17 protein-coding genes and 1 pseudogene are annotated in these 22,421 nt (G+C 67.5%); 9 read left to right on the forward strand and 9 right to left on the reverse strand.

What is annotated here, in order from left to right:
* The first annotated feature begins 254 nt into the window (after nucleotides 1-254).
* A complete protein-coding gene (locus JHD77_RS09095) occupies nucleotides 255-965 on the forward strand; it encodes a PqiC family protein (RefSeq protein WP_003102054.1) in 711 nt (236 codons plus the stop codon).
* Between the two features lie 57 nt (nucleotides 966-1,022).
* Here JHD77_RS09095 and JHD77_RS09100 read toward each other — a convergent pair whose 3' ends face one another.
* Both JHD77_RS09100 and JHD77_RS09105 read right to left on the reverse strand, forming a co-directional pair.
* A complete protein-coding gene (locus JHD77_RS09100) occupies nucleotides 1,023-1,559 on the reverse strand; it encodes a metal-dependent hydrolase (RefSeq protein ID WP_003161586.1) in 537 nt (178 codons plus the stop codon).
* Nucleotides 1,556-3,094 (reverse strand): AhpA/YtjB family protein, encoded by a 1,539-nt coding sequence (locus JHD77_RS09105; protein WP_003102052.1) that lies wholly within the window; start codon nucleotides 3,092-3,094, stop codon nucleotides 1,556-1,558. The genes JHD77_RS09100 and JHD77_RS09105 overlap by 4 nt, the downstream gene beginning before the upstream one ends.
* A gap of 220 nt (nucleotides 3,095-3,314) precedes the next feature.
* Between JHD77_RS09105 and serB the strand changes: the two genes are divergently transcribed.
* A complete protein-coding gene (gene serB, locus JHD77_RS09110) occupies nucleotides 3,315-4,529 on the forward strand; it encodes a phosphoserine phosphatase SerB (protein ID WP_003095681.1) in 1,215 nt (404 codons plus the stop codon).
* 86 nt (nucleotides 4,530-4,615) lie between these two features.
* On the opposite strand, the gene fimX is transcribed toward serB, so the two are convergent.
* The 5 genes and pseudogenes from fimX to JHD77_RS09135 all read right to left on the reverse strand — a co-directional run bounded on the left by fimX (nucleotide 4,616) and on the right by JHD77_RS09135 (nucleotide 12,173).
* Nucleotides 4,616-6,691, reverse strand: coding sequence for a cyclic di-GMP-binding protein FimX (gene fimX, locus JHD77_RS09115; protein ID WP_003095680.1), 2,076 nt, complete (start codon nucleotides 6,689-6,691; stop codon nucleotides 4,616-4,618).
* A 64-nt stretch (nucleotides 6,692-6,755) separates the two neighbouring features.
* Nucleotides 6,756-8,579 carry a cyclic-di-GMP receptor FimW gene (gene fimW, locus JHD77_RS09120; protein ID WP_031756330.1) on the reverse strand — a complete coding sequence of 608 codons (1,824 nt, stop codon included), beginning with the start codon at nucleotides 8,577-8,579 and terminating at the stop codon, nucleotides 6,756-6,758.
* 318 nt (nucleotides 8,580-8,897) lie between these two features.
* Entirely contained in the window at nucleotides 8,898-9,767 is an 870-nt protein-coding gene (gene asd / locus JHD77_RS09125; protein ID WP_003095677.1) for an archaetidylserine decarboxylase, read from the reverse strand.
* 3 nt (nucleotides 9,768-9,770) lie between these two features.
* Nucleotides 9,771-10,586, reverse strand: coding sequence for a thiosulfate sulfurtransferase (gene rhdA / locus JHD77_RS09130; RefSeq protein ID WP_004352542.1), 816 nt, complete (start codon nucleotides 10,584-10,586; stop codon nucleotides 9,771-9,773).
* Nucleotides 10,587-10,660: 74 nt separating this feature from the next.
* Nucleotides 10,661-12,173: pseudogene (locus JHD77_RS09135) on the reverse strand (HDOD domain-containing protein).
* Nucleotides 12,174-12,313: 140 nt separating this feature from the next.
* On the opposite strand from JHD77_RS09135, the gene motA reads away from it, so the two are divergent.
* Both motA and motB read left to right on the forward strand, forming a co-directional pair.
* Nucleotides 12,314-13,165: a flagellar motor stator protein MotA gene (gene motA / locus JHD77_RS09140; RefSeq protein WP_031756333.1), complete on the forward strand. Its 852-nt coding sequence runs from the start codon at nucleotides 12,314-12,316 to the stop codon at nucleotides 13,163-13,165.
* Between the two features lie 19 nt (nucleotides 13,166-13,184).
* Nucleotides 13,185-14,228 (forward strand): flagellar motor protein MotB, encoded by a 1,044-nt coding sequence (gene motB, locus JHD77_RS09145; RefSeq protein ID WP_003095673.1) that lies wholly within the window; start codon nucleotides 13,185-13,187, stop codon nucleotides 14,226-14,228.
* Between the two features lie 3 nt (nucleotides 14,229-14,231).
* Here the strand turns inward: motB and rsgA are convergent, their stop codons facing one another.
* Complete coding sequence (rsgA, locus tag JHD77_RS09150) at nucleotides 14,232-15,251, reverse strand: small ribosomal subunit biogenesis GTPase RsgA (protein ID WP_003113927.1); 1,020 nt, start codon at nucleotides 15,249-15,251, stop codon at nucleotides 14,232-14,234.
* 111 nt (nucleotides 15,252-15,362) lie between these two features.
* Here rsgA and orn point away from each other — a divergent pair, with 111 nt between their 5' ends.
* A complete protein-coding gene (orn, locus tag JHD77_RS09155; RefSeq protein WP_003095671.1) occupies nucleotides 15,363-15,905 on the forward strand; it encodes an oligoribonuclease in 543 nt (180 codons plus the stop codon).
* Nucleotides 15,906-15,938: 33 nt separating this feature from the next.
* Here the strand turns inward: orn and queG are convergent, their stop codons facing one another.
* The gene (gene queG, locus JHD77_RS09160) at nucleotides 15,939-17,024 is read right to left on the reverse strand and encodes a tRNA epoxyqueuosine(34) reductase QueG (RefSeq protein WP_003110324.1); all 1,086 of its coding nucleotides are present in this window, start codon (nucleotides 17,022-17,024) and stop codon (nucleotides 15,939-15,941) included.
* Nucleotides 17,025-17,105: 81 nt separating this feature from the next.
* On the opposite strand from queG, the gene JHD77_RS09165 reads away from it, so the two are divergent.
* Genes JHD77_RS09165 through mutL form a run of 4 tightly spaced genes read left to right on the forward strand, consistent with a single transcriptional unit; the run spans nucleotide 17,106 to nucleotide 22,406 of the window.
* Nucleotides 17,106-18,614: a bifunctional ADP-dependent NAD(P)H-hydrate dehydratase/NAD(P)H-hydrate epimerase gene (locus JHD77_RS09165; protein ID WP_074231357.1), complete on the forward strand. Its 1,509-nt coding sequence runs from the start codon at nucleotides 17,106-17,108 to the stop codon at nucleotides 18,612-18,614.
* Complete coding sequence (gene tsaE, locus JHD77_RS09170; protein WP_003106408.1) at nucleotides 18,602-19,069, forward strand: tRNA (adenosine(37)-N6)-threonylcarbamoyltransferase complex ATPase subunit type 1 TsaE; 468 nt, start codon at nucleotides 18,602-18,604, stop codon at nucleotides 19,067-19,069. Before JHD77_RS09165 ends, tsaE begins: the two co-directional genes overlap by 13 nt.
* Before the next feature lie 8 nt (nucleotides 19,070-19,077).
* Nucleotides 19,078-20,505: an N-acetylmuramoyl-L-alanine amidase AmiB gene (gene amiB, locus JHD77_RS09175; RefSeq protein WP_003123571.1), complete on the forward strand. Its 1,428-nt coding sequence runs from the start codon at nucleotides 19,078-19,080 to the stop codon at nucleotides 20,503-20,505.
* Nucleotides 20,505-22,406: a DNA mismatch repair endonuclease MutL gene (gene mutL, locus JHD77_RS09180; protein ID WP_191519353.1), complete on the forward strand. Its 1,902-nt coding sequence runs from the start codon at nucleotides 20,505-20,507 to the stop codon at nucleotides 22,404-22,406. The genes amiB and mutL overlap by 1 nt, the downstream gene beginning before the upstream one ends.
* The last annotated feature ends 15 nt before the right edge of the window (nucleotides 22,407-22,421 follow it).

A 22,421-nucleotide genomic window follows, 5' to 3' on the forward strand; every position in this document is an offset into this window, starting at 1 on the left:
CAAGGGAATGGCGAAAGCGGCCTCTTCCGAGGCCGGCTTTCCGGGGGAATGTCGTCTCCCTGGCGGGTTCCGCCGGGTTTTCCCCTGACGCAGGTGGTCCGAAACCGGTTTCGGAATACGCTCTGCCTCTGGAGCTATGGCGCTGGTTAGGGGATGATACGCCCCTTCGGCCGCCGTTTCCGATGGCGGGTGGCCAGTAGAATTCAAGTCTTGCATCAGTAGTGCCGATCTTCGGCGAAATACGGTGGTTCTCGATGAGCGCGTGGCGCGTCTTCGCATGTCTTTCCCTCGTCAGCCTGCTCGGGCTGACGGGTTGTGCGGTCCATCCGCCGGCCCAGCTCTACCAGTTGGACGTCGGTGCCGCTGCGGTACCGAAAAAGGACGGCGGTGCGGCCGTCCTGCTCGGGCCGGTACAACTGGCCGACTATCTCAAGCGCGATGTGATGGTGCAGCGGCAGGCCGATGGTATTCTCAGTCTGTCCACCGAAGCGCGCTGGGCCGGCAACCTGGAGACCAATGTCAGCCAGCAACTGCTGCGGCAGATGTCCAGCGAGCTGGGCAGCAGCCGCCTGGCGCTGTTCCCGGAAAAACCCGGTTTCACCCCCCAGGTCCAGGTGATGCTGACCATCAGTCGCCTCGACTCCGGCCCCAAGCAGCCGGCAGTGATCGAGGCGCGCTGGCGCCTGTTGGACCAGAAGGGCGACCTGAAGGACAGCCGGGTGTTCCACGAGGAAGAACAGCATCAGGGCAGCATCGGCGACCAGATCCGTGCCCAGAGCGACCTGCTTAAGCGCCTGGCGGCGCAGTTGGCCAAGGACGTCAAGCCGATCGCCGTGGCGGCCGAGGCGCCGCCGCCGGCGACCGCGCGCAAGCCGGTGGCCAAGCCGAAGGTCAAGGAAGAGGAAGGTCCGAAAATGCCACTGGTGGTGCCGATTCGCACCGACGCCGAGGTCTATCGGTTCTGATTGTCGATAGCCGACTAGGAGAAAGCCCCGCCGAAGCGGGGCTTTTTCGTTTCGGCGTCAGCGTGAGCGGCGCAACAGGAAGCGCAGGGCCATGCCGGCGAGCGCCAGCAGCAGGCAGGGCAGCCAGACCCAGCGCGCCTCCGATTGCAGCACCAGCAATCCGCGTTCGCTGAGGAAGCGCGACAGACCGATCGGCGACACGGCGATCGGATGGAACGGCATGAAGTAGCGGGCGTCGCTCCAGGGCCAGAACCAGGCGACGCCCAGCCCGCCATTGGTCATCGCGTCCAGCAGGCTGTGCGAGGCGGTGGCCAGCGCTACCCACAGCCCGGCTTTCAGCGGTCCGCTATGCAGCGGCCGGCAGGCGAGGGCGGCGAGCGCGCCGAGGATCGCGGCGAACAATAGCGAATGGCTGAAGCCGCGATGGCCGAAGGCATCGTGATAGGCGATGCCGAGCTTGAAGGCGACTACGTCGAAGTCCGGCAGGCAGGCGGCGAGCATGCCTGCCAGCAGCAGGTGTGGCGGGATCACCCGGCTGCCAAGGGCCAGTCCCACCGCCAGGACCGGCAGCGGGTGGGTGATCAGGGTGGTCACGGGCGGGCGCGGTCGTGCATGCGCGCCAGTTGGCGCTCGAGCATCGACGGATACGGCTCCAGCAGACGCTCGACGCAGCAGGCTCCTTCCGGACTGGCGATGGCGCGGATACGGGCGCGCTCGCGGACCACCGCGTCGTCGGCGATGCTGCGTTCGACCAGCAGCAGGTTGCGGCTGTGCTGGTTGAGGGCGAGGGCGTTCTGCACGGTTTCGTTGAGCAGCAGGTCGGCCTGGGTCTGTTCGCTGAGGTCTTCGCCGAGGCTCAGGCCCAGTTGCAGTTGCAAGGTGATGCCGCTGTCGGCGACCTCGATCTGCAGGGCATGGCCGAGCGCACGCATCAGTTCACCGCAGCAGAGCGCGTTGGTCAGGTAGTCGGCGCGGTTGTCGCGGCTGTGGAAGAGAATCAGGCTGCCGCCGTCGCTGAGCGTGTGCAGGCTGCCCTTGTACTGGCGGGCGGCCTGTTCCAGGCAGTCGCGATAGCGTTGCAGGAGATCCACCAGGCGGCTGCGCGGCAACCGGCGCAACTGTTCCTGAGCGCCGAGCTGGATCGCCAGCACCGCACTGTGTTGCGGTTCGCGCGCAGCGGCGGGCGCTGCGGGCTGTTCCCCGGCTTCGGCTCCGTTCTCGTCGAAGGCGTCCTGGTCCAGCGGGTCTTCGTCGATGGAGGTGAATTCCACCGGCTTGGTCTCGTCCAGCAGGGCGTCGCCCAGCGGAATGTCGTCTTCCTCGAAGGCCGAGGCCTCGACCTTGCGGCTGCGCAGGTCGGCTTCGTCGTCTTCCAGCAGGATGTCGTCGAAGTTCTGCGGCAGCGGTGCTTCTTCCGGCTCCGGCGCCGGCGGCTTCTCCGGCACCAGGCGCTCTTCCAGGTCGCGCGCCAGGTCGCCCAGCTCGTTCTGCAGTTCGGCGCCGGGGGCCGGATTGTCCGGATCGCGCAACCAGACACGCAATTGCAACAAGGGTGTGGAAATCTGCCGCCCCAGGCGCAGGCTGAAATACAGGGCGAGGATCAGCAGGATCAGGCTGATCAGGCCCATGCTCTGCAGGCTGATCATCATCGGCTGCTGGAACTGCTGCATGTCCAGGCTGATGCGCAGGTGCCCGGCGATCACTTCCTGGAAGGTGATCGGCGTCGAGTACAGGCCTTCGGTGGCACCGAGCAGGCTCTGCTTCGGACGGCTGCCGGCCTCGGCGAGGATGCGCTGGTCGACGCTGTAGATCGCCGCATGGGCCACCAGCGGGTTCTTCACCAGGTTGTTCAGCAGCACGTTGAGGCTGAGGATGTCGTTGGACACCAGCAACTCGGTGGCGGACGCGGCGGTCTGGGTGATCAGGCTCTGGCCCAGGGCATCGGCCTGCTGTTGCATGGCCTGGCGAAACTGCATGCCCATGACCCAGGCGTAGATCAGCAGGGCCAGGGCCACCAGGATCAGGCTATGGCTGGCGAGCCGCAGGGCGATCGGGACGCGGCGCTGGCGCAAGGCACGAAACAGCAGGAGGAAGAAATTGTCGGGCTTGACGGACGTGGGCCGGGTCACAGGGGGCTCGGTCTTCTGAAATAGAGGTATCGCGCAGTATAACCAGCGCCCCCCGAGGGGCAAAGGGCCGTTGACGCGCTTTCCAGGCCGCCGCGCGGCGGTTTCGCGGGTTTTCCCGGTCGGTTCCGACCGGTGGTGATGGCAAATGCCCGGCTCTGCGTCTCTCGGGTGTGCGGGAAAGCGGGTAGAATGGCGTCTTTTACCTGGCGGAGCTTACGCCTTGCGCGAAATTGTCCTGATCAACATCACCGGGGAAGACCGCCCCGGTCTCACCGCTGCCATCACCGGCGTACTGGCCCAGGGCGGGGTGAACATCCTCGACATCGGCCAGGCGGTGATCCACGACACCCTGTCGTTCGGCATCCTGGTGGAAATCCCGGATACCGAGGCCGGTTCCTCGGTCCTCAAGGACGTGCTGTTCACCGCCTACAAGCTGGACCAGCAGGTGCGCTTCACCCCGGTCTCGGAAGAGGACTACCGGCAATGGGTCGACGGCCAGGGCAAGGCGCGGCACATCGTGACCCTGCTCACCCGCCGGGTGACTGCCGAGCAACTGCAGAGGGTCAGCTCGATCACCGCCAAGTACGCGCTGAACATCGACCACATCGACCGTCTCTCCGGGCGTATGCCGCTGGACATGCCCGCCGACCAGGGCAAGGGCTGCATCGAGTTCTCGGTACGCGGCGAACCGGCCGATCCGGCGGCGCTGCGTGCGGAATTCCTCAGCGTCGCCCAGGAATTGAACGTCGACATCGCTTTCCAGCAGGACAGCGTGTTCCGCCGCAACCGCCGGCTGGCGGTGTTCGACATGGATTCGACGCTGATCGAGGCGGAAGTCATCGACGAACTGGCCAAAGCCGCCGGCGTCGGCGAGAAGGTCGCCGCGATCACCGAGCGGGCGATGCGCGGTGAACTGGACTTCCGCGCCAGCTTCAAGGAGCGCCTGGCGCTGCTGCAGGGGCTGTCGGAAGACGTGCTGGAGGAGATCGGCGCCTCGCTGCGTCTGACCGAGGGTGCGGAAACCCTGTTCGCCGAACTCAAGCGCCTGGGTTACAAGACCGCCATCCTGTCCGGCGGCTTCACCTATTTCGCCCGTCAATTGCAGGCGAAGCTGGGGATCGACTACGTGTTCGCCAACGAGTTGCAGATCGTCGACGGCAAGGTCACCGGGGTGGCGGTCGAGCCGATCGTCGATGCCCAGCGCAAGGCCGACCTGCTGCGCGAACTGGCGGCGAAGGAAGGCCTGAGCCTGGAGCAGACCATCGCCGTCGGCGACGGCGCCAACGACCTGCCGATGCTCGGCCTGGCCGGCCTGGGCGTGGCGTTCCGCGCCAAGCCGCTGGTCAAGCAGTCGGCCAAGCAGGCGATCTCGACCCTGGGCCTGGACGGCATCCTCTACCTGCTCGGCTACCGCGACCGCGAAGGACGAGCCTGAGGCCGGCGGGCGTCTCTTGCCGGCCCGGCAGCCACGAACCAGGTCGGTAGAGCGGAAAAGCAACGGGCGCCCAGGGCGCCCGTTCTTCATTCGTCTCCCGAGGAGAAGTCGTAGTCCATCGCCTGGCTCGGCCCCTGCAGGTAGTAGCCCTGGATGTAGGTGGCGCCGGCTTGCCACAGGGTGGCGAGGACGCTGGCGCTCTCGACGAAGGGGACGATGCTGAGCTTCTGCTGTTCGTGCAGTTCGGCGATCAGGCCCTTGAGGATCTCCTGGTTTTCCACCTGGTTGAGGTCCTGGACGAAGGAACCATCGATCTTGATGAATTGCACGGTCAGGTGCTTCAGCGCGTTGAACGGGTTCAGCGAGCAGCCGAACTGGCTGATCGCCGCCTGGCAATGCAGGGTGGCCAGGCCCTGGGTCAGTTGCTTGGCCTGCTTCAGATAGCTGGTGGCGTCGGCTTCGCTGATCTGGAACACCAGCGACTCCGGCGGCAGGCGCGCGGCCTTCAGCGCCACCCCGAGCCAGGGCAGCAGGCCGGGGTCTTGCAGGCTCGCGCTGGACAGGTGGACGAACAGCTTGGTCTGGTGCCCCTTGGCGCGATGCTCGGCGAGCAGCTTGATCGAATTGAGGATCACCCAGCGGTCGATCTTCTCCGCCAGCCCGGCTTCCTTGGCGGCATGCAGGAACTCCGCCGGCGGCACTTCCTGGCCCTGCGGATTGAGCAGGCGCAGGAGCACCTCGTAGTTCTCGTGGCTGTCGCCGCGCAGGCTGATGACTGGCTGGAACAGCAGGCGGAAGCTGTTGGTCTCCAGCGCCTGCTGGAGGATCGCGATGACGTCGCCGCGCTGGGCGGCGGCGGCAAGCTCTTCCGCCGGGTTGTACTGCTTGATCTGCGACCCGCCCTTGCGTGCCGCGTCATCGGCGCAGCGATGCGCACGGTTCATCACGTCCTGGGCCTTGGCGGTCTTCTCGTCGAGACCGGCGACGCCGATGCTGAGGGTGGCCTGGGCGCTGCGGCCGTTCAGCTCGAAAAGGTGGTTCTCGACTTTCTTCAGCAGTCGTTGCAGCGCCGCTTGCGCCTGCTCGGGAGTCTTACCCTTGAACAGGGCGGCGAAGATCGAATCGCCGAAACGCGCCAGGTCGGCTTCCTCGCCGAACTGTTCACGCATCAGTCCGGCCAACTGGCCGAGCAGCAGGTCGATCCCGGAAAGCCCGTGGTCGGCCTGGAGCGAGGGGTAGCCGTTGAGATGGATATAGGCCAGGGTCGACGGCTTGCGGGCGGTCACCGCCTGCTGCACGGCGGCATCCATCAGGTCGAGGAAGTGGCTGCGGTTGTAGAGACCGGTGACCGGGTCCTGGCTGCTGACTTCGCGGAGCTTTTCTTCCAGCTCGGCGTTGTCGACCTCGCCGCGGATCACCACCTGGATGCAGGGTTCGCCGTCGTACGTGGCGGCGGAGAGGCTGATGCGCGCCTTGAATTCCTGGCCGTCGAGCTTGACCCCGGTGCAAACCAGTTCGGTCTGGCGCTGGTCGTTCTGGTAGCCCTTGAGGAAATCCTTGAAGGCGCCCTGGTCGCAGGAGGCGATCAGGTCGATGACCGGCAGGCCTTCCAGTTCCTCGGCGTCCTCGTAGCCGAACAGCGCCATGTAGGAGCGGTTGGCGTAGATGTGCATGCCGTCGTGGACGTAGGTGATGGCGTCGACCGAGCTGTCGAGCAGCAACTGGCAGCGTTTTTCCGCCTCGCGCAGGGCGAGTTCGGCGGCGCGGCGCGCGCGGCGTTCGGCGAGGCCGGCCAGCTCGCGGTTGGCGACCAGCACCAGGCGCTCGTCCTCGCCTTGCGGCAGGGCGTCCTGGGCGCCGAGCATCAAGGCGTCGGTGATGGCGTCGGAGCTGTTGTCGGCCACCAGCTGGATGAACGGGATGTCGCGCGACTGGCGGCGCAAGGTGGCGAGCGCCTCGCCGGGCTCGAGACACTCGCTGGTCGGCGCGGCGATCAGCAGGTCCCAGCTTTGCTGGAGGGTTTCGGCGAGGTCCTCGGGAGAGGTCAGTCGATGTACGCGGGTCGCGTGGCCGGCATTGCGGAACAGACTGACCAGGCGTTCGGCTTCGTTCTGCGAGTCTTCCAGAATCAGCAGGCGGATGGTTTTCTTTTCGATGGCCATGGAAAGGGCTCAGTCCGCGTCCGGGCAGGCGCGAAAAGACGGCGAATGGAGGTGTCGGGGCAATCTACAGAGACTTCCAGAGCGAGTCAAAATCTTCCTCCCCCGCAGGCGGCCGGGCCACTGGCGCTGTGACCGGCTTATCGCTCGGGGTGTTCACCGGTTCCGCCGAGCGGTATTCGAACTGGCTGAAGCTGCCGGTCGAGGCCTGCCGGCGATTCAGCACCGCGCGCCGCTCCTCGCCGTGCAGGTTGATCTGCACCCGGCTGCCCTCCTGGAACGGCAGGCGCGGGGTGATCACCGTCGCCGGCCGCGAGATCGCGGCGATCGCCGGCAGCAGCAGGGCGCGCAGGTAGTGGCTGCTCTGCTCGGTCTTGCGCAGCAGTTGCAGGCCGCAGGGCTGTGCCGCCGGGGCGATCATCTCGATGCCCATCTGCGTGCCGCCATTGCGTACCTGGCGGATCCAGCGCACCACCGCGATGCTCCACGCCTGGCCTGGAAGGTCCTGCAGGCCGACCAGTTCGCCCGCCTGCAGTTGGGCGGGCACCTCCTTCGGCCAGCTCAGGCAATAGCCGCCGGGGCTGTGGTTGACGATGGGCAGGGCGTAGGTCGGGTAGTCCTCGGTGGCGTCAGCCTGTGCGTGGGCCTGCGGGTGCCCGGGTTGCACACTGCGGGGCGACTGATGCGGGCGGTACTCGATTTCCTCCAGCGGCATGCCGGGCTGCCAGTCGGTGACCTTCTGTGCATCGAAGGCGCCGGCCCAGGCGTCCTGGACGTCGGCCTTGAAGCGAGGCGCCTCGGGCGCTTCCTGGATCTGCAGGACCTCGTTGAACGGGCGGCGCCCGGCGAGGAAGTAGTGCAGGGCGCTCATGCCGATGCACAGGGTCAACTGGCCCTGGCCCTGGGTGCGCTGGAAGGTACGTTCGGCGATGTCACCCCAGGCCGAGGAGAGATGTTGCAGCAGGTCCAGGGTCACCCCTTCGATCAGCGGCAGGCGCGCCTTCGCGCGCTCGGCCTCGGGCTGCAGCAGGTATTCGCGGATCAGTTCGACCAGCGGCTGGGTGTCGATGCCCAGGGCATTGGCCAGTTGGGTCTCCGGGTACAGCGAGCGGTAGCGCGGCGGGCCGTCGATCTGCGGCACGGCGATGAACAGCGAGCCGGGCAGCGCCGCGCTCTGTATCGACAGCAATTGGCTCCAGGGTTCGAGCACCTCGGCGAGCCGTGCAATGTTGTTCTGGCGCATCTGGTTGCAGCGCGCGCAGCCGAGCAGCAGCGGTATCAGGTAGGCCTGCTCGACGCTCAGGCCGGGGGTGTGCTTGGCCAGTTCGTCGCGCACCGCGAGACGATGCACACCGCGCTGGCTGGCCAACTGGTACAGCTGGTGGAGTTCCAGCCAAAGCCCCTCGGGGACCGGGCAGTACAACTGGCTGGCACGGATCAGCGGGCCGCACAGGCTGCGGATCGCCCGCTGGATACCGACCGCGAGCAACTGCGCGCGGTCGCGGCTGTTGCGCGGCGCTTCCTGGACCACGATCAGCTTGTAGCCGATGGCCAGGTGGTTCTGCAGGGCCTGGCAGAGGTTGGCGATCTTGCGCGGCCGTTCGTCGAGGACGATGGCCTGGTTGAGGAAGTGCCGTTCCAGGTGGGCGCAGACGAAATGCACCTCTGGACGGAACAGTTCGAGCAGTTGCAGGCGGGCCTCGACGGGCAGCACCAACTGGTTGAGTTCGATCAGGCCCTGGTAGAGCTGGCGCGCGGTTTCCCCGAGGTTGGCCTTGGGCAGGTGCGCCAGCCAGTACTTGATGTCCTTCGGGGTGGCGTCGCAGAAGCTCAGGTTCTGCTGCGTCGGAGTGGGGACGCGCAACGAGAGGTGGGGGCTCTGGTTTTCCATGGGGGGTTAGACGGCTCCGCTACTGAAAAGGCTCTACGGGGGGTTGAAGCCCCGGAGAGGTGCCGGACTTCCGATCGCCGCGGCTGCGCCTCCTCTTTCTTAACACGGGAGGCGGGTTCATCGTCGTGGCCAGGACAGGAACTGTGCGGCAGTCCGCTTTCCTGACCGAGGGGGTCGGCACAGGCTCGATAGGACCTTTCCGAACTCTAGCAGCATCGAAATGGACCCGCAGCCTTCGGACGCCACGATCCCGCCGGGAGGTCCCGGCGGCGGGGAGAGATGGGACGGAGACGCTCGGGGCGCTCCGTCCCGGCGAGGTCAGGACTGTTTCGGCAGGGCCAGGCATTCGCCCATGCGCACCGGGCTCGCTGCCCCGAGGCCGTCGTTGAACGCGACCTGCTGCGGGCCGAACAGGACGATGGCGGTGGAGCCCAGCTTGAAGCGACCGAGCTCGGCGCCTTTTTCCAGGCGGATCGGCGCACGGGCGGCTTCGTCGTAGCGGAAGGTCTTCAGTTCGCGCTTCGGCGGCGTAACCAGGCCGGCCCAGACGGTTTCGATGGAGGCCACGATCATCGCGCCCACCAGCACCACGGCCATCGGACCGCGCTCGGTGTCGAACAGGCAGACCACCCGCTCGTTGCGGGCGAACAGCTCGGGAACGTTTTCCGCGGTGGTCTGGTTCACCGAGAACAGCCGGCCGGGAACGTAGACCATCTCGCGCAGGGTGCCGGCCAGCGGCATGTGCACGCGGTGGTAGTCCCGGGGGGACAGGTAGACGGTGGCGAAGTCGCCACCCATGAAGGGCGCGGCCAGTTCGGCGTCGCCGCCGAGCAGTTCGGCCAGGCTGTAGCTGTGGCCTTTGGCCTGGAAGATCCGCCCGTGCTCGATCGGGCCGAGCTGGCTGATCGCGCCATCGGCCGGGCAGAGCACCGCGCCGGGCTCCTGGGCCAGCGGGCGGGCGCCATCCTTCAGGGCGCGGGTGAAGAAGGCATTGAAATGTTCATAGGCCTGCAGGTCCTCGACCTGCGCTTCGCGCATGTCGACCTGGTAGCGCCGGGCGAACCAGGCGATCAGGCGGTCCTTGAACCAGGTCGCCCGGCAGTCGGCGGCGAAGCCGATCAGCCGGGACAGCAGGTGGTGCGGCAGCAGGTACTGGCTGCAGATGAACAGACGATCTTTGAACGACATTCCTCAAACCTCTACAGGGGTATCGGGGTGGTTGCCCCATTCCGACCAGGAGCCGGCGTAGCCTTTGACCCGCGGGTAGCCCAGCGCCTTGGCCACCAGGTAGGTGAAGCCGGAGCGATGGTGGGTCTGGCAGTGGGTGATCACTTCCTTGTCCGGCGTGATGCCGAGGGCCTCCAGGACTTCGGCGATATCCGCGCGGATGCGCAGGGCGCGAGCCGGGTCCATGCCGGCGGTCCATTCGAAATTGATCGCGCCGGGCACATGCCCGGCCTTCGCGGCGAGCACCTTGGTACCGGCGTATTCGCTGGGGTTGCGCGCATCCCATACCGCCAGGTCGGCGGCGCCGAGGCGGCTTTGCAGGTATTCGCGGGTCGCGCTGGGCTCGTCGTGCAACGTCAGCGGCAGCGGGCCGCCGACAGGCGCCGGGACCTCGCGGTCGAGCGCCTGGGCGTCGGCGATCCAGGCCGGCAGGCCGCCGTTGAGATAGTGGTAGCGGTGGTGGCCGATCACGTCCAGCAGCCAGATGAAGCGGCCCGCCCAGCCGCCGCCTTCGTCGTCGTAGACCACGTAGGTCGCCTCCGGGCGGTGGCCCAGCTCGCCGAACAGGGCTTCCAGGTCGGCCTTGGCCGGTAGCAGGCCGGGTGCCGGGGGTTGTCCCCACTGGGTGCGTTTGGGGTCGACGAAACGCGCGCCGGGGATATGCCCTTCGGCGTAGCGGGCGGCACTGGTCAGGTCGACCAGGATCAGCTCGGGCGCGCCCAGGCGCGGCGCGAGGTCGCTGGGCTCGATCACCAATGGCAGGTCGGAGAAAACGGACATGCGAGTACCCCCGGGTTGAAGAAGGGCAGCAGTTTAACGGAAAGCGCGCCCGACCAGTGTGCCGGGCATGTCCCTCATTCCGTGCGGCGCTGGCGGCCGAACTGCTGGATCGCGCGCTCGGTGCACTGGGCGGTCTTGGCGAAGGCCTGGGCATGCAGGTCGCTGAACGGCTGGCCGCCGAGGTCGGCCAGGACCAGCATCACCACCCGCGAGCCGTTGCCCAGCGAGCGCAGCAGCAGGTGAGGCCCGGGGAACAGTTGGCGCAAGGGTTCGCCGAGGGCCGGCAGCAACTGGTCCTGGTTGTTCGGGCCGATGCGCAGCAGGGCGGGTTGCTGGAACAGTTTCTTCAGCAGCGGGCTGCCGGCAATCTCCAGTTGCAATTTCTCCTGGCCCGGCTCGAGTCCGGCAGCTCTGCTGCGCCAGCACGTGTACCTGGGTGCGATCGGCCACCAGCAGCAGCATCCTTTGCAGGCCGCAGGCGCGCAGCGCATCGCGGGCACAGGCGGTGAGCTGCACCACGTTGCTGAACGGGCTGGGCTCGCGGAGCAACTCGGCGCAATGCTGCCGCCACTCGGCCAGGGCTTCCGCCGAGGGCGGCGGCGGGGGTGCCGCTTCGGCACGCCAGCGGCTGGCCTGCCAGGGCCAGATCAAGGCCACCGCCGGATGCCACAGCGGCGGCCGGGCGTGCAGGCGCGCGCTTTGCGCGGCGAGCATGTGCACCTGCTGCTGGACTTCGGTCAGCGGCTGGCCCAGGTACAGGCCGGTCAGGCGCTGCCAGCGCAGCATGTGCGGCCCGTCCCAGCTCTGGTGCGCGGCGATGGCCAGGCCATTGGCGAGGAGAGTGCAGTTGGCCGGCTGGGTCAGCCAGCGGGCGAGATCGGGCTGGGCATCGAGTTGCTGTTGCTGGAGCAGGGGCGACTGATGGTCGCGGGCGATACGCAGGGCTCGAACCAGCAGGCGACGGTCGCAGGCGAGCAGGCGATAGCCCTGGATGACCCACTGCGGTAGCCGCCAGCGTTCGGCCAGCGCCAGGCAGATCGGCAGCAGGCGCATGCCGAGCAGTTCGCGCTCCACTCGCAGGGTCGGTTCGCCCTGTACCAGCACGCGTTGCTGCCATTGCTCCAGCAGCTGCGGGCGGGCGTTGGCCAGCGCCCAGACCGGAGCCATGGTCAGCAGGCTGCCCCAGTGGATTTCCTGCCAGAGCCTGGCCAGGCGCGCGCCGAACAGGCCGCTGGCCTGCTGCATGGCGTGCTGGCTGATCAGCAGCATCTGCCCGAGGACCCTGGGCATCTCCGCATCCTGGATGCTCGGCAGGGTCTTCAGAAGTTGGCTCGCGCGCGCCAGGCCGAGGCGGCTGAGGGCCACCTCCAGGCTTTCCGCGGGGTTGTCGCGGGCGCTCTCGGCGCGATTGGCCTCGCGCAGGATGGACAAAGCCAGTGTCGGGCTGCCCTGCAACTGGTCGGCGATCTCGCGCAGCGAGCGACGGCTGTCGCTCAGCGCGGCGTGCAGGCCGGCATAGTGGCTGGCGGGGATCGGCAGGGGTTGCCGGTCGAGCTCTTCGAGCCAGGCGGCGAGGCGGTCTGTCATGGGTGTCGGGCTCGGTGTCGGCGAGGCGGCGAACTGGCTTTTCGAGTATTCGGACTATAGTCTTGCGGCTAGCAACCGATAACAAGAGGGAGCCTAGCAGTCCCCCTCCTTATCCTGTTCATTTCGCACGTCCGGTCCTCATGTCAAAAATCATCGGCATCATCGTCGTTTTCGCCAGTGTCCTCGGGGGCTTCCTGCTCTCCGGCGGCAAGATCGGCGCCATCATCCAGCCCTTCGAGGTCCTGATCATCGGTGGCGCGGCACTGGGGGCGTTCCTCCAGTCCAACCCGGGCAGCACGTTCATGGTGGTGCTGAAGAAAGCGCCGAAGATGTTCAGCAACCGCTTTACCCAGACCTACTACCTCGAGGTGCTGGGCATGCTCTACGAGATCCTCAACAAGAGCCGGCGCGAAGGGATGATGGCGATCGAGGCGGACATCGAGGACCCCGCGGCCAGTCCCATCTTCAGCAAGTACCCCGGCGTGCTGAAGGACGAGCGGATGACCGCCTATGTCTGTGACTACCTGCGCATCATGTCCTCCGGCAACATGGCGCCGCACGAGCTGGAAGGCCTGTTCGACATGGAGCTGTCCAGTCTCAAGGAGGACCTGGAGCATCCGTCCCACGCGGTGACCAAGGTCGCCGACGCCCTGCCGGGCTTCGGTATCGTCGCCGCGGTACTCGGCATTGTCATCACCATGGCGTTGCTTGGCGAAGGCAGCCAGGCGGAGATCGGCCACCACGTCGCCGCCGCCCTGGTGGGTACCTTCCTCGGGATTCTCGCCGCCTACGGCTTCGTCGGCCCGCTGGCCGTCGCGCTGGAGCACGATGCCAAGGAAGAGTTGAACCTGTTCGAGGCGATCAAGGCCTGCCTGGTCGCTTCCGCTTCCGGCATGCCGCCTTCGCTGGCCGTCGAGTTCGGCCGCAAGGTGCTGCTGCCCGCCCATCGGCCGACCTTCGCCGAGCTCGAGCAGGCCGTGCGTGGCCGCTGAGTGGAGGCACTGTCGATAGATGGACAATAACCAGCCGATCATCGTCAAGCGCGTCAAGCGCTATGCCGCCGGCCACCACGGCGGCTCGTGGAAGATCGCCTTCGCCGACTTCGCCACGGCGATGATGGCGTTCTTCCTGGTGCTCTGGCTGCTGTCTTCGGCCACCCCGGAGCAGAAGAAGGCGATTTCCGGATACTTCCAGGACCCCATCGGTTTCAGCGAAAGCGCCAGCCCCTACGTCATCGACCTCGGCGGCACGCCGACGCCGGCGCCGGACAAGACCCTCAATCCGCAGGTCCAGGCCCAGCCGGACTCCAACGAAAGCCGGATCAGCCCCGAGCAGGACCACCAGGTCAACGCCGACCAGGCCGAGAACCTCGCCGAGCAGGTTGAGCGAGAGCGCCTGGCGCTGCTGCTGCAGGAGTTGCAGAACAAGGTCGACGAAAATCCGATGCTCAAGGACTTCAAGGACCAGATCCACTTCGAGATCACCCGCGACGGCCTGCGCATCCAGATCGTCGACGCCGCCAACCGGCCGATGTTCGACCTCGGCAGCGCGCGCCTGCAGCCGTATTTCGAGGACATCCTGCTGGCCATGGCCGAGACCATCCGCCAGGTGCCGAACAAGATCAGCATCAGCGGCCACACCGACGCCAAGCCCTATGCCGGCAACGGCGACTTCGGCAACTGGGAGCTATCGGCCAATCGCGCCAACGCCGCGCGCCGTGCGCTGGTCGCCGGCGGCTATCCGGAAGGGCAGATCGCCCAGGTTGTCGGCTATGCCTCGGCACGCCTGTTCGACGACAAGGACCCGCTGAACCCGGTGAACCGGCGGATCGACATCGTGGTCCTGACCCGCAAGGCGCAGAAGGCCATCGAAGGCGAGACCGGCGCTCCCGAAGCCAGCGCCCCTGCGGCTGCCCCGGGCGAGCAGCCGAAGCCGGCTGCCGAGGCACCGGCGGCGGGCGCGCAACCTTCGCTACCGGCGGACGAGGTGCAGAAGAAGCTCAACCTGTTCGACGACGGCGGCAGCCTGAAGCTGGAGCAGATCAAGGGCGACTGAGGTTCAGTAGTCCGTTTCCGGCATGCTTGCCAGAATGTGCCGGTAGCTGGCCATGCGTTGCGGCATAATGCGCCCGTCCTCCAAGGCCTGGAGCAGGGCGCAACCTGGTTCACGGTCGTGCTTGCAGTCGCGGAAGCGGCAATGCCCGAGCAGGTCGCGGAATTCGATGAAACCGGCCTCGACATCGTCTCGCGACACGTGCCCCAGGCCGAACTCACGGATGCCGGGCGAGTCGATCAGGTCGCCGCCGCCGGGAAAATGGAACAGTCGCGCGGTGGTGGTGGTATGGGTGCCCTTGCCGGTCACCGTGGAGAGGTCGCCGACACGTGTGTCGACACCTGGCAACAAGGCATTCACCAGCGACGACTTGCCCACCCCGGACTGCCCGACGAAGACGCTCACGTGACCGTCCAGCGCGCCGCGCAGTTCGTCCATCGCCAGGCCATTGAAGGCCGACACCTCGATCAGCGGGTAACCCAGGGTGCGGTAGACATTCAGCAGCGCATCGATGCCTTCGGCATTGCTCTCGTCGACCAGATCGGCCTTGTTCAGCAGCAGCAGCGGCTGGATGCCGGCATGTTCGGCGGCGATCAGGTAACGGTCGATCAGGTTGGCGTGCGGTTCGGGACGCGGGGCGAAGACGATGACGATGCGGTCGACGTTGGCCGCCACCGGCTTGAGCAGCCCGCGCATGTCCGGGCGGCACAGCTCGGAGCGGCGCGGCAATTGCGCGACGATCACGCCGATGCCCTGGTTGCCGGCGCGCCAGACCACCTGGTCGCCAGTCACCAGTGCCGGCAGGTTGGCGCGCAGGTGACAGCGGGAAACCTGGCCGTCGGCGGACTCGACCTCTACCTGAACCCCGAAATGAGCGATCACCTGGCCGGTCTGCTCCGGTCCCAGGTCGCCGCCCTCCAGCTCTTCCACTGCACGCGACTCGCGACGGGCCGCCCGGGCCGCGCGTTCTTCCTGGATCTTTTCGATGCGCCAGCTCTGCCGGCGGGTCAAGTGGCGTTTGGCCATGATGCGTCCGCATGAAAAATCGGCGGCGAGTTTAACATGGGCGCGCCGCCATCATTCGCGCGGCGGCGTTCCACGCTAGAATGCACGGCATAGCGACTGGAGCGACTCCCCATGCAGAACCCGCAGAACCTTATCTGGATCGACCTGGAGATGACCGGCCTCGATCCGGACCGGGACGTCATCATCGAGATGGCCACCATCGTCACCGACAGTGACCTCAACACCCTGGCCGAAGGACCGGTGATCGCCATCCACCAGCCAGAGGAAATCCTCGCCGGCATGGACGAGTGGAATACCCGCCAGCACGGCCAGTCCGGCCTGACCCAGAGGGTTCGGGAAAGTACCGTGAGCATGGCCGAGGCCGAGGCGCAGACCCTGGCCTTCCTCGAGCAGTGGGTGCCCAAGCGCAGCTCGCCGATCTGCGGCAACAGCATCTGCCAGGACCGCCGCTTCCTCTATAGGCACATGCCCAGGCTGGAAGGCTACTTCCACTACCGCAACCTCGACGTCTCCACCCTCAAGGAGCTGGCCGCGCGCTGGGCGCCGCAGGTCCGCGAGAGCTTCAAGAAGGGCAACACCCACCTGGCGCTGGACGATATCCGCGAGTCGATCGCCGAGCTGCGCCACTACCGCGACCACTTCATCAAGCTCTGATCCGTCCGGACCGGGCGGCAGGCGCCGGCCGGGCTAGGTTTCCCCGTGGCGCCGCAGGGCCCATTCCACGTGCTCGCGGACCAGCTCCGAAGGGAACCCGCGGCGCGCCTTCAGCGCCTCCAGCACCGGGATGGTCGAGGGCGCGTTGCCCAGCCCCACCGCCAGGTTGCGCAACCAGCGCTCGTAGCCGGCGCGGCGCAGCGGCGAACCCTCGGTGCGGCCGAGGAACTCCTCCTCGCTCCAGAGGAACAGTTCGGCGAGTTCGGCGTTGTCCAGGCTGTGGCGCGGCTGGAAGTCGCCCTGCCCGGTGGGGCGGGCGAAGCGATTCCATGGGCAGACGATCTGGCAGTCGTCGCAGCCGAATACCCGGTTGCCGATCAGTGGTCGCAGCTCCAGCGGAATCGCGCCCTTGTACTCGATGGTCAGGTAGGAGATGCAGCGTCGCGCGTCCAGCCGGTAGGGGCCGACGAAGGCCGCGGTCGGGCAGATGTCCAGGCAGGCCGAGCAGCGTCCGCAATGCTCGCTGTCCATCGCCGGGTCGACGGGTAGCGGCATGTCGACGAACAGCTCGCCGAGGAAGAAGTAGCTGCCGGCCTTGCGGTTGAGCACCAGCGTGTTCTTGCCGATCCAGCCGAGGCCGGCCTGTTCGGCGATGGCCTTTTCCAGCACCGGCGCGCTGTCAACGAAGGCGCGGAAACCGAACGGGCCGACTTCGGCCTGGATGCGCTCGGCCAGTTGTTGCAGACGCTTGCGGATCAGCTTGTGGTAGTCGCGGCCGAGGGCGTAGCGCGAGACGTAGGCTTTTTCCGGCGTCGCGAGGACCTGCGCCATGCGCGTGTCGCCGGGCAGGTAATCCATGCGCAGAGAGATCACCCGCAGCGTGCCGGGAACCAGCTCGGCAGGTCGCGAGCGCTTGCTGCCGTGCGCCGCCATGTAGTCCATCTCGCCGTGGTAGCCGGCCTCCAGCCAGCGCTGCAGGTGCGCTTCGTGCTCGCCCAGCTCGACGTCGCTGATACCGACCTGCTGGAACCCCAGCTCGCGGCCCCAGTCCTTGATGGACTGGGCGAGGCGGGCGGGGTCCGGCGGGGAAAGGTTGTCGGCCAGAGGCTGGGGAGTCATGGGAGGCAACGAAGACGAGGGAAAGCGAAATGGGATAGGTATAATTCTGCCAGACTGCGCGCCTGACGCCGAATCGATCCGATGACCATGACCTTCCAGCACGACGACCTGCCACTCGCCCTCTATTCCGCCGCCCAGGTGCGCGACCTCGATGCGCGCCTGATCGCCGCCGGCACGCCGGGCTTCGAACTCATGCAGCGCGCCGCCCACGCCGCCTGGCGTGCCTTGCGCCGCCGTTGGCCGGAGGCCGCGGCGCTGACGGTGCTCGCCGGGCACGGCAACAATGCCGGCGACGGCTACCTGATCGCGGCGCTGGCGCAACGTGCGGGTTGGCGAGTCCGGGTGCTGGCGGTCGCGGCGCCGCAGCGGCTTGCCGGCGACGCGGCGCAGGCGCATGCCGCCGCGCTGGCGACCGGGGTCGTGGTGGAGCCCTGGAGCGAGTGCGCCGTGCTCGAGGGCGTAGTAGTGGATGCATTGCTCGGCACCGGCCTGGCAGGTGCCGTGCGCGAGCCCTTTGCGCAGGCCATCCGCCTGGCCAACGCCGCCGACCTGCCGGTGCTGGCGGTGGATATTCCTTCCGGCTTGAGCGCCGACACCGGTGCGGTATTGGGGGAAGCGATCAGGGCGGATCTGACAGTGACTTTCATCGGCCTGAAGATCGGGCTGTTCACTGGCGAGGCGCCGGCACGGGTCGGCGAGCTGGTGTTCGACGAACTCGGCAGCGACGCCGTCGTGTTGCAAGGGCTCCAGCCCCGGGCCCACCGTTTGGCACGAAATGCCCTGCCGAGTCTGGCAGCGCGGCCGCGGACCGCGCACAAGGGGCTGTTCGGCCACCTGTTGGTGGTCGGCGGCGACACCGGCATGGGCGGGGCCGTGCTACTGGCCGCGGAAAGCGCCCTGCGCTGCGGCGCCGGGCTGGTCTCGGCGGCGACCCGCGTCGAACATGTGCCGGCGTTGCTGAGCCGTTGTCCCGAGGTCATGGCCCATGGCGTGGCGTCGGCGAACCAACTGCTGGCCCTTGCCGAACGCGCCAGCGTGCTGATGCTCGGTCCCGGTCTTGGCCAGCGCGCCTGGGGGCGTAGCCTGCTGAGCGCTGTCCGGTCGCGACCGTTGCCGCAGGTCTGGGATGCCGACGCGTTGAACCTGCTGGCCCTGGAACCGGTCGGAGCAGGGCCGCGGACATGGATTCTGACGCCGCATCCCGGCGAGGCCGCGCGCCTGTTGGGTCGCTCGACCGCCGAGGTGCAGGCGGACCGCCCGGCGGCGGCGCTGGAACTGGCGCGTCGCTACCAGGCGGTGGTGGTGCTGAAGGGCGCCGGCAGCCTGGTCGCCGCGCCCGACGGACGACTTGCCGTCTGTTCCCAGGGGCATCCGGCGATGGCTGGTGCCGGCCTGGGTGACGTGCTGTCGGGCATCACCGGTGCCTTGCTGGCCCAGCGCGTGGAGGCGTTCGAGGCGGCCTGCCTGGCGGTCTGGCTGCATGCCGCCGCCGGTGAGCGGCTCGGCGCCCAGGGTCGTGGGCTGGCGGCGACCGATCTCATACCTACCGTTCGTCAGTTGCTCGAGGAGTGCAGTCCGTGTCTGAAGTGATCCTGTCCGCCGAAGGGGAAGACGCGATGCTCGAACTGGGCGGGCGCATCGCCCGGGCCAGCGGGGGGCAGGGGGTGATCTACCTGCATGGCGACCTCGGCGCCGGCAAGACCACCCTCTCGCGCGGCATCCTGCGCGGCCTCGGCCATGCCGGCTCGGTGAAAAGCCCGACCTTTACCCTGGTCGAGCCTTACGAAATCGGCGAGCTGCGCGCCTACCATTTCGACCTGTACCGGCTCGCCGATGCGGAGGAATTGGAGTTCTTCGGCATCCGCGACTATTTCGACGGCAGCGCACTCTGTCTGATCGAGTGGCCCGAGCGCGGTGCGGGCGTTTTGCCAACCGCCGATCTGGACATTACCATTACTGCCCAAGCGGGTGGACGGACACTGCGCCTGGTACCGCACGGTGCGCGGGGCGAAGCCTGGTGTGCCACCCTGACCATGGGAGCATGAGAAAAACGATGGGTTGGGGCTTGCGTCTGCGGACGTTGTTGACTGGGGTGATGATTCTGCTGGCCTGCCAGGTCGGCGAGGTTCTGGCCGCCGCGCAAATCAAGAGCGTGCGGATCTGGCGCGCTCCGGACAACACCCGTCTGGTCTTCGATCTCTCCGGTCCGGTGCAGCACAGCCTGTTCACCCTGGCCGCGCCCAACCGTATCGTCATCGACGTCAGCGGCGCCCAGCTGGCGACCCAGCTCAACGGTCTCAAGCTCGGCAACACCCCGATCACCGCGGTGCGCTCCGCCCAGCGCACGCCCAACGACCTGCGCATGGTCCTCGACCTGTCGGCGCAGGTCACCCCGAAAAGTTTCGTCCTGCCGCCCAACCAGCAATACGGCAACCGCCTGGTGGTCGATCTCTACGACCAGGGCGCCGACCTGACCCCGGACGTACCCGCGACGCCGACCCCGAGCGTGCCGGTCACTCCGGTGACGCCGACCCAGCCGGTGGCCAAGCTGCCGCTGCCAACCAAGGGTGGCACCCGCGATATCGTCATCGCCATCGACGCCGGCCACGGCGGTGAAGACCCTGGCGCCCTTGGCCCGGGCGGGTTGCACGAGAAGAACATCACCCTGTCGATCGCTCGCGAGCTGCAACGCCAGATCAACCAGGTGCGCGGTTACCGGGCCGAGCTGACCCGTACCGGCGACTATTTCATCCCGCTGCGCAAGCGCACCGAGATCGCCCGCAAGAAGGGCGCCGACCTGTTCGTCTCGATCCATGCCGACGCCGCGCCGAGCCGCAGCGCCTTCGGTGCCTCGGTGTTCGCCCTGTCCGACCGCGGCGCCACTTCGGAAACCGCGCGCTGGCTGGCCGACAGCGAGAACCGTTCCGACCTGATCGGCGGCGATGGCAGCGTCAGCCTCGGCGACAAGGACCAGATGCTCGCCGGCGTGCTGCTCGACCTGTCGATGACCGCCACCCTCTCGTCGAGCCTGGATGTCGGCCACAAGGTACTGACCAATGTCGGCCGCATCACTTCGCTGCACAAGCGTCGTGTCGAGCAGGCCGGGTTCATGGTGCTGAAGTCGCCCGACATCCCGTCGATCCTGGTGGAAACCGGCTTCATCTCGAACGTCAACGAGTCGCGCAAGCTGGCCAGCGCCAGCCATCAGCAGGCCTTGGCGCGTTCGATCACCAGCGGCATCCGCCAGTATTTCCAGCAGAGCCCGCCGCCCGGTACCTACATCGCCTCTTTGCGCGCCCAGGGCAAGCTCTCCATGGGGCCGCGCGAGCACGTGGTGCGGCCCGGAGAGACCCTGGCGATGATCGCCCAGCGCTATGAAGTGAGCATGGCCGCGCTGCGTAGCAGCAACAGCCTGTCCAGCGACAACCTGAAAGTCGGCCAGGCCCTGTCCATCCCGAGCACCGCCCTGGCGGCCCAGTGATGAGTGAAGCACCGCGTATCCAGCTGCTGAGTCCGCGGCTGGCGAACCAGATCGCCGCCGGTGAGGTGGTCGAGCGTCCCGCCTCGGTGGCCAAGGAACTCCTGGAAAACAGCCTTGACGCCGGTTCCCGGCGCATTGATGTGGAGGTCGAGCAGGGCGGCATCAAGTTGCTGCGAGTGCGCGACGACGGTCGCGGCATCCCCGCCGACGACCTGCCGCTGGCCCTGGCTCGCCACGCCACCAGCAAGATCCGCGAGCTGGAAGACCTGGAGCGGGTGATGAGCCTCGGCTTCCGTGGCGAGGCGCTGGCCTCGATCAGCTCGGTAGCGCGCCTGACCATGACCTCGCGTCCCGCCGACGCCGGCGAAGCCTGGCAGGTGGAAACCGAGGGCCGCGACATGCAGCCGCGGGTACAGCCGGCGGCGCACCCGGTGGGGACCAGCGTCGAGGTTCGCGACCTGTTCTTCAACACCCCGGCGCGGCGCAAGTTCCTGCGTGCCGAGAAGACCGAGTTCGACCATCTGCAGGAGGTCATCAAGCGCCTGGCGCTGGCCCGCTTCGACGTGGCTTTCCACCTGCGCCACAACGGCAAGACCATCTTCGCCCTGCACGAGGCGCGAGACGAGCTGGCCCGCGCGCGCCGGGTCGGCGCGGTGTGCGGCCAGGCATTCCTCGAGCAGGCGCTGCCGATCGAGGTCGAGCGCAACGGCCTGCACCTGTGGGGCTGGGTCGGCTTGCCGACCTTCTCCCGCAGCCAGCCGGACCTGCAGTACTTCTATGTGAACGGGCGCATGGTGCGCGACAAGCTGGTCGCCCACGCGGTGCGCCAGGCTTATCGCGACGTGCTGTACAACGGCCGGCATCCGACCTTCGTGCTGTTCTTCGAAGTCGATCCGGCGGTGGTGGACGTCAACGTGCACCCGACCAAGCACGAAGTTCGCTTCCGTGACAGCCGGATGGTCCATGACTTCCTCTATGGCACCCTGCATCGTGCGCTGGGCGAGGTCCGTCCCGACGACCAGCTCGCGCCGCCCGGGGCGACCAGCCTGACCGAGCCGCGTCCGACCGGCGCTGCCGCCGGCGAGTTCGGCCCGCAGGGCGAGATGCGCCTGGCCGAGAGCGTGCTGGAGAGTCCGGCGGCACGGGTGGGCTGGAGTGGCGGCTCATCGGCCTCCGGCGGCTCCTCCGGCTATTCCGCCTATACCCGGCCGGAGGCGCCGCCCTCTCTGGCCGAGGCCGGTGGCGCCTACAAGGCCTACTTCGCGCCGTTACCCGCGGGCGAGGCGCCAGCCGCGTTGCCCGAGAGCGCCCAGGACATCCCGCCGCTGGGTTACGCCCTGGCGCAGCTCAAGGGCATCTACATTCTCGCCGAGAACGCCCACGGCCTGGTGCTGGTGGACATGCACGCGGCCCACGAGCGGATCACCTACGAGCGCCTCAAGGTGGCGATGGCCAGCGAAGGCTTGCGTGGGCAGCCGTTGCTGGTGCCGGAGTCGATCGCGGTCAGCGAGCGCGAGGCGGATTGCGCGGAAGAGCATTCCAGCTGGTTCCAGCGCCTGGGCTTCGAGCTGCAGCGCCTGGGGCCGGAAAGCCTGGCGATCCGGCAGATCCCTGCGCTGCTCAAGCAGGCGGAGGCGACCCAGTTGGTACGCGATGTCATCGCCGACCTGCTGGAATACGGCACCAGTGACCGTATCCAGGCGCACCTGAACGAGTTGCTCGGCACCATGGCCTGCCATGGTGCGGTGCGCGCCAACCGGCGCCTGACCCTGCCGGAAATGAACGCCCTGTTGCGCGACATGGAAATCACCGAGCGCAGCGGCCAGTGCAACCATGGGCGTCCGACCTGGACCCAACTGGGCCTGGACGAGCTGGACAAGCTCTTCCTGCGCGGACGCTGAGCCTTGCAGCTTCGG

This window comes from Pseudomonas sp. P20 (assembly GCF_016463925.1).
GTDB lineage: Bacteria > Pseudomonadota > Gammaproteobacteria > Pseudomonadales > Pseudomonadaceae > Pseudomonas > Pseudomonas aeruginosa.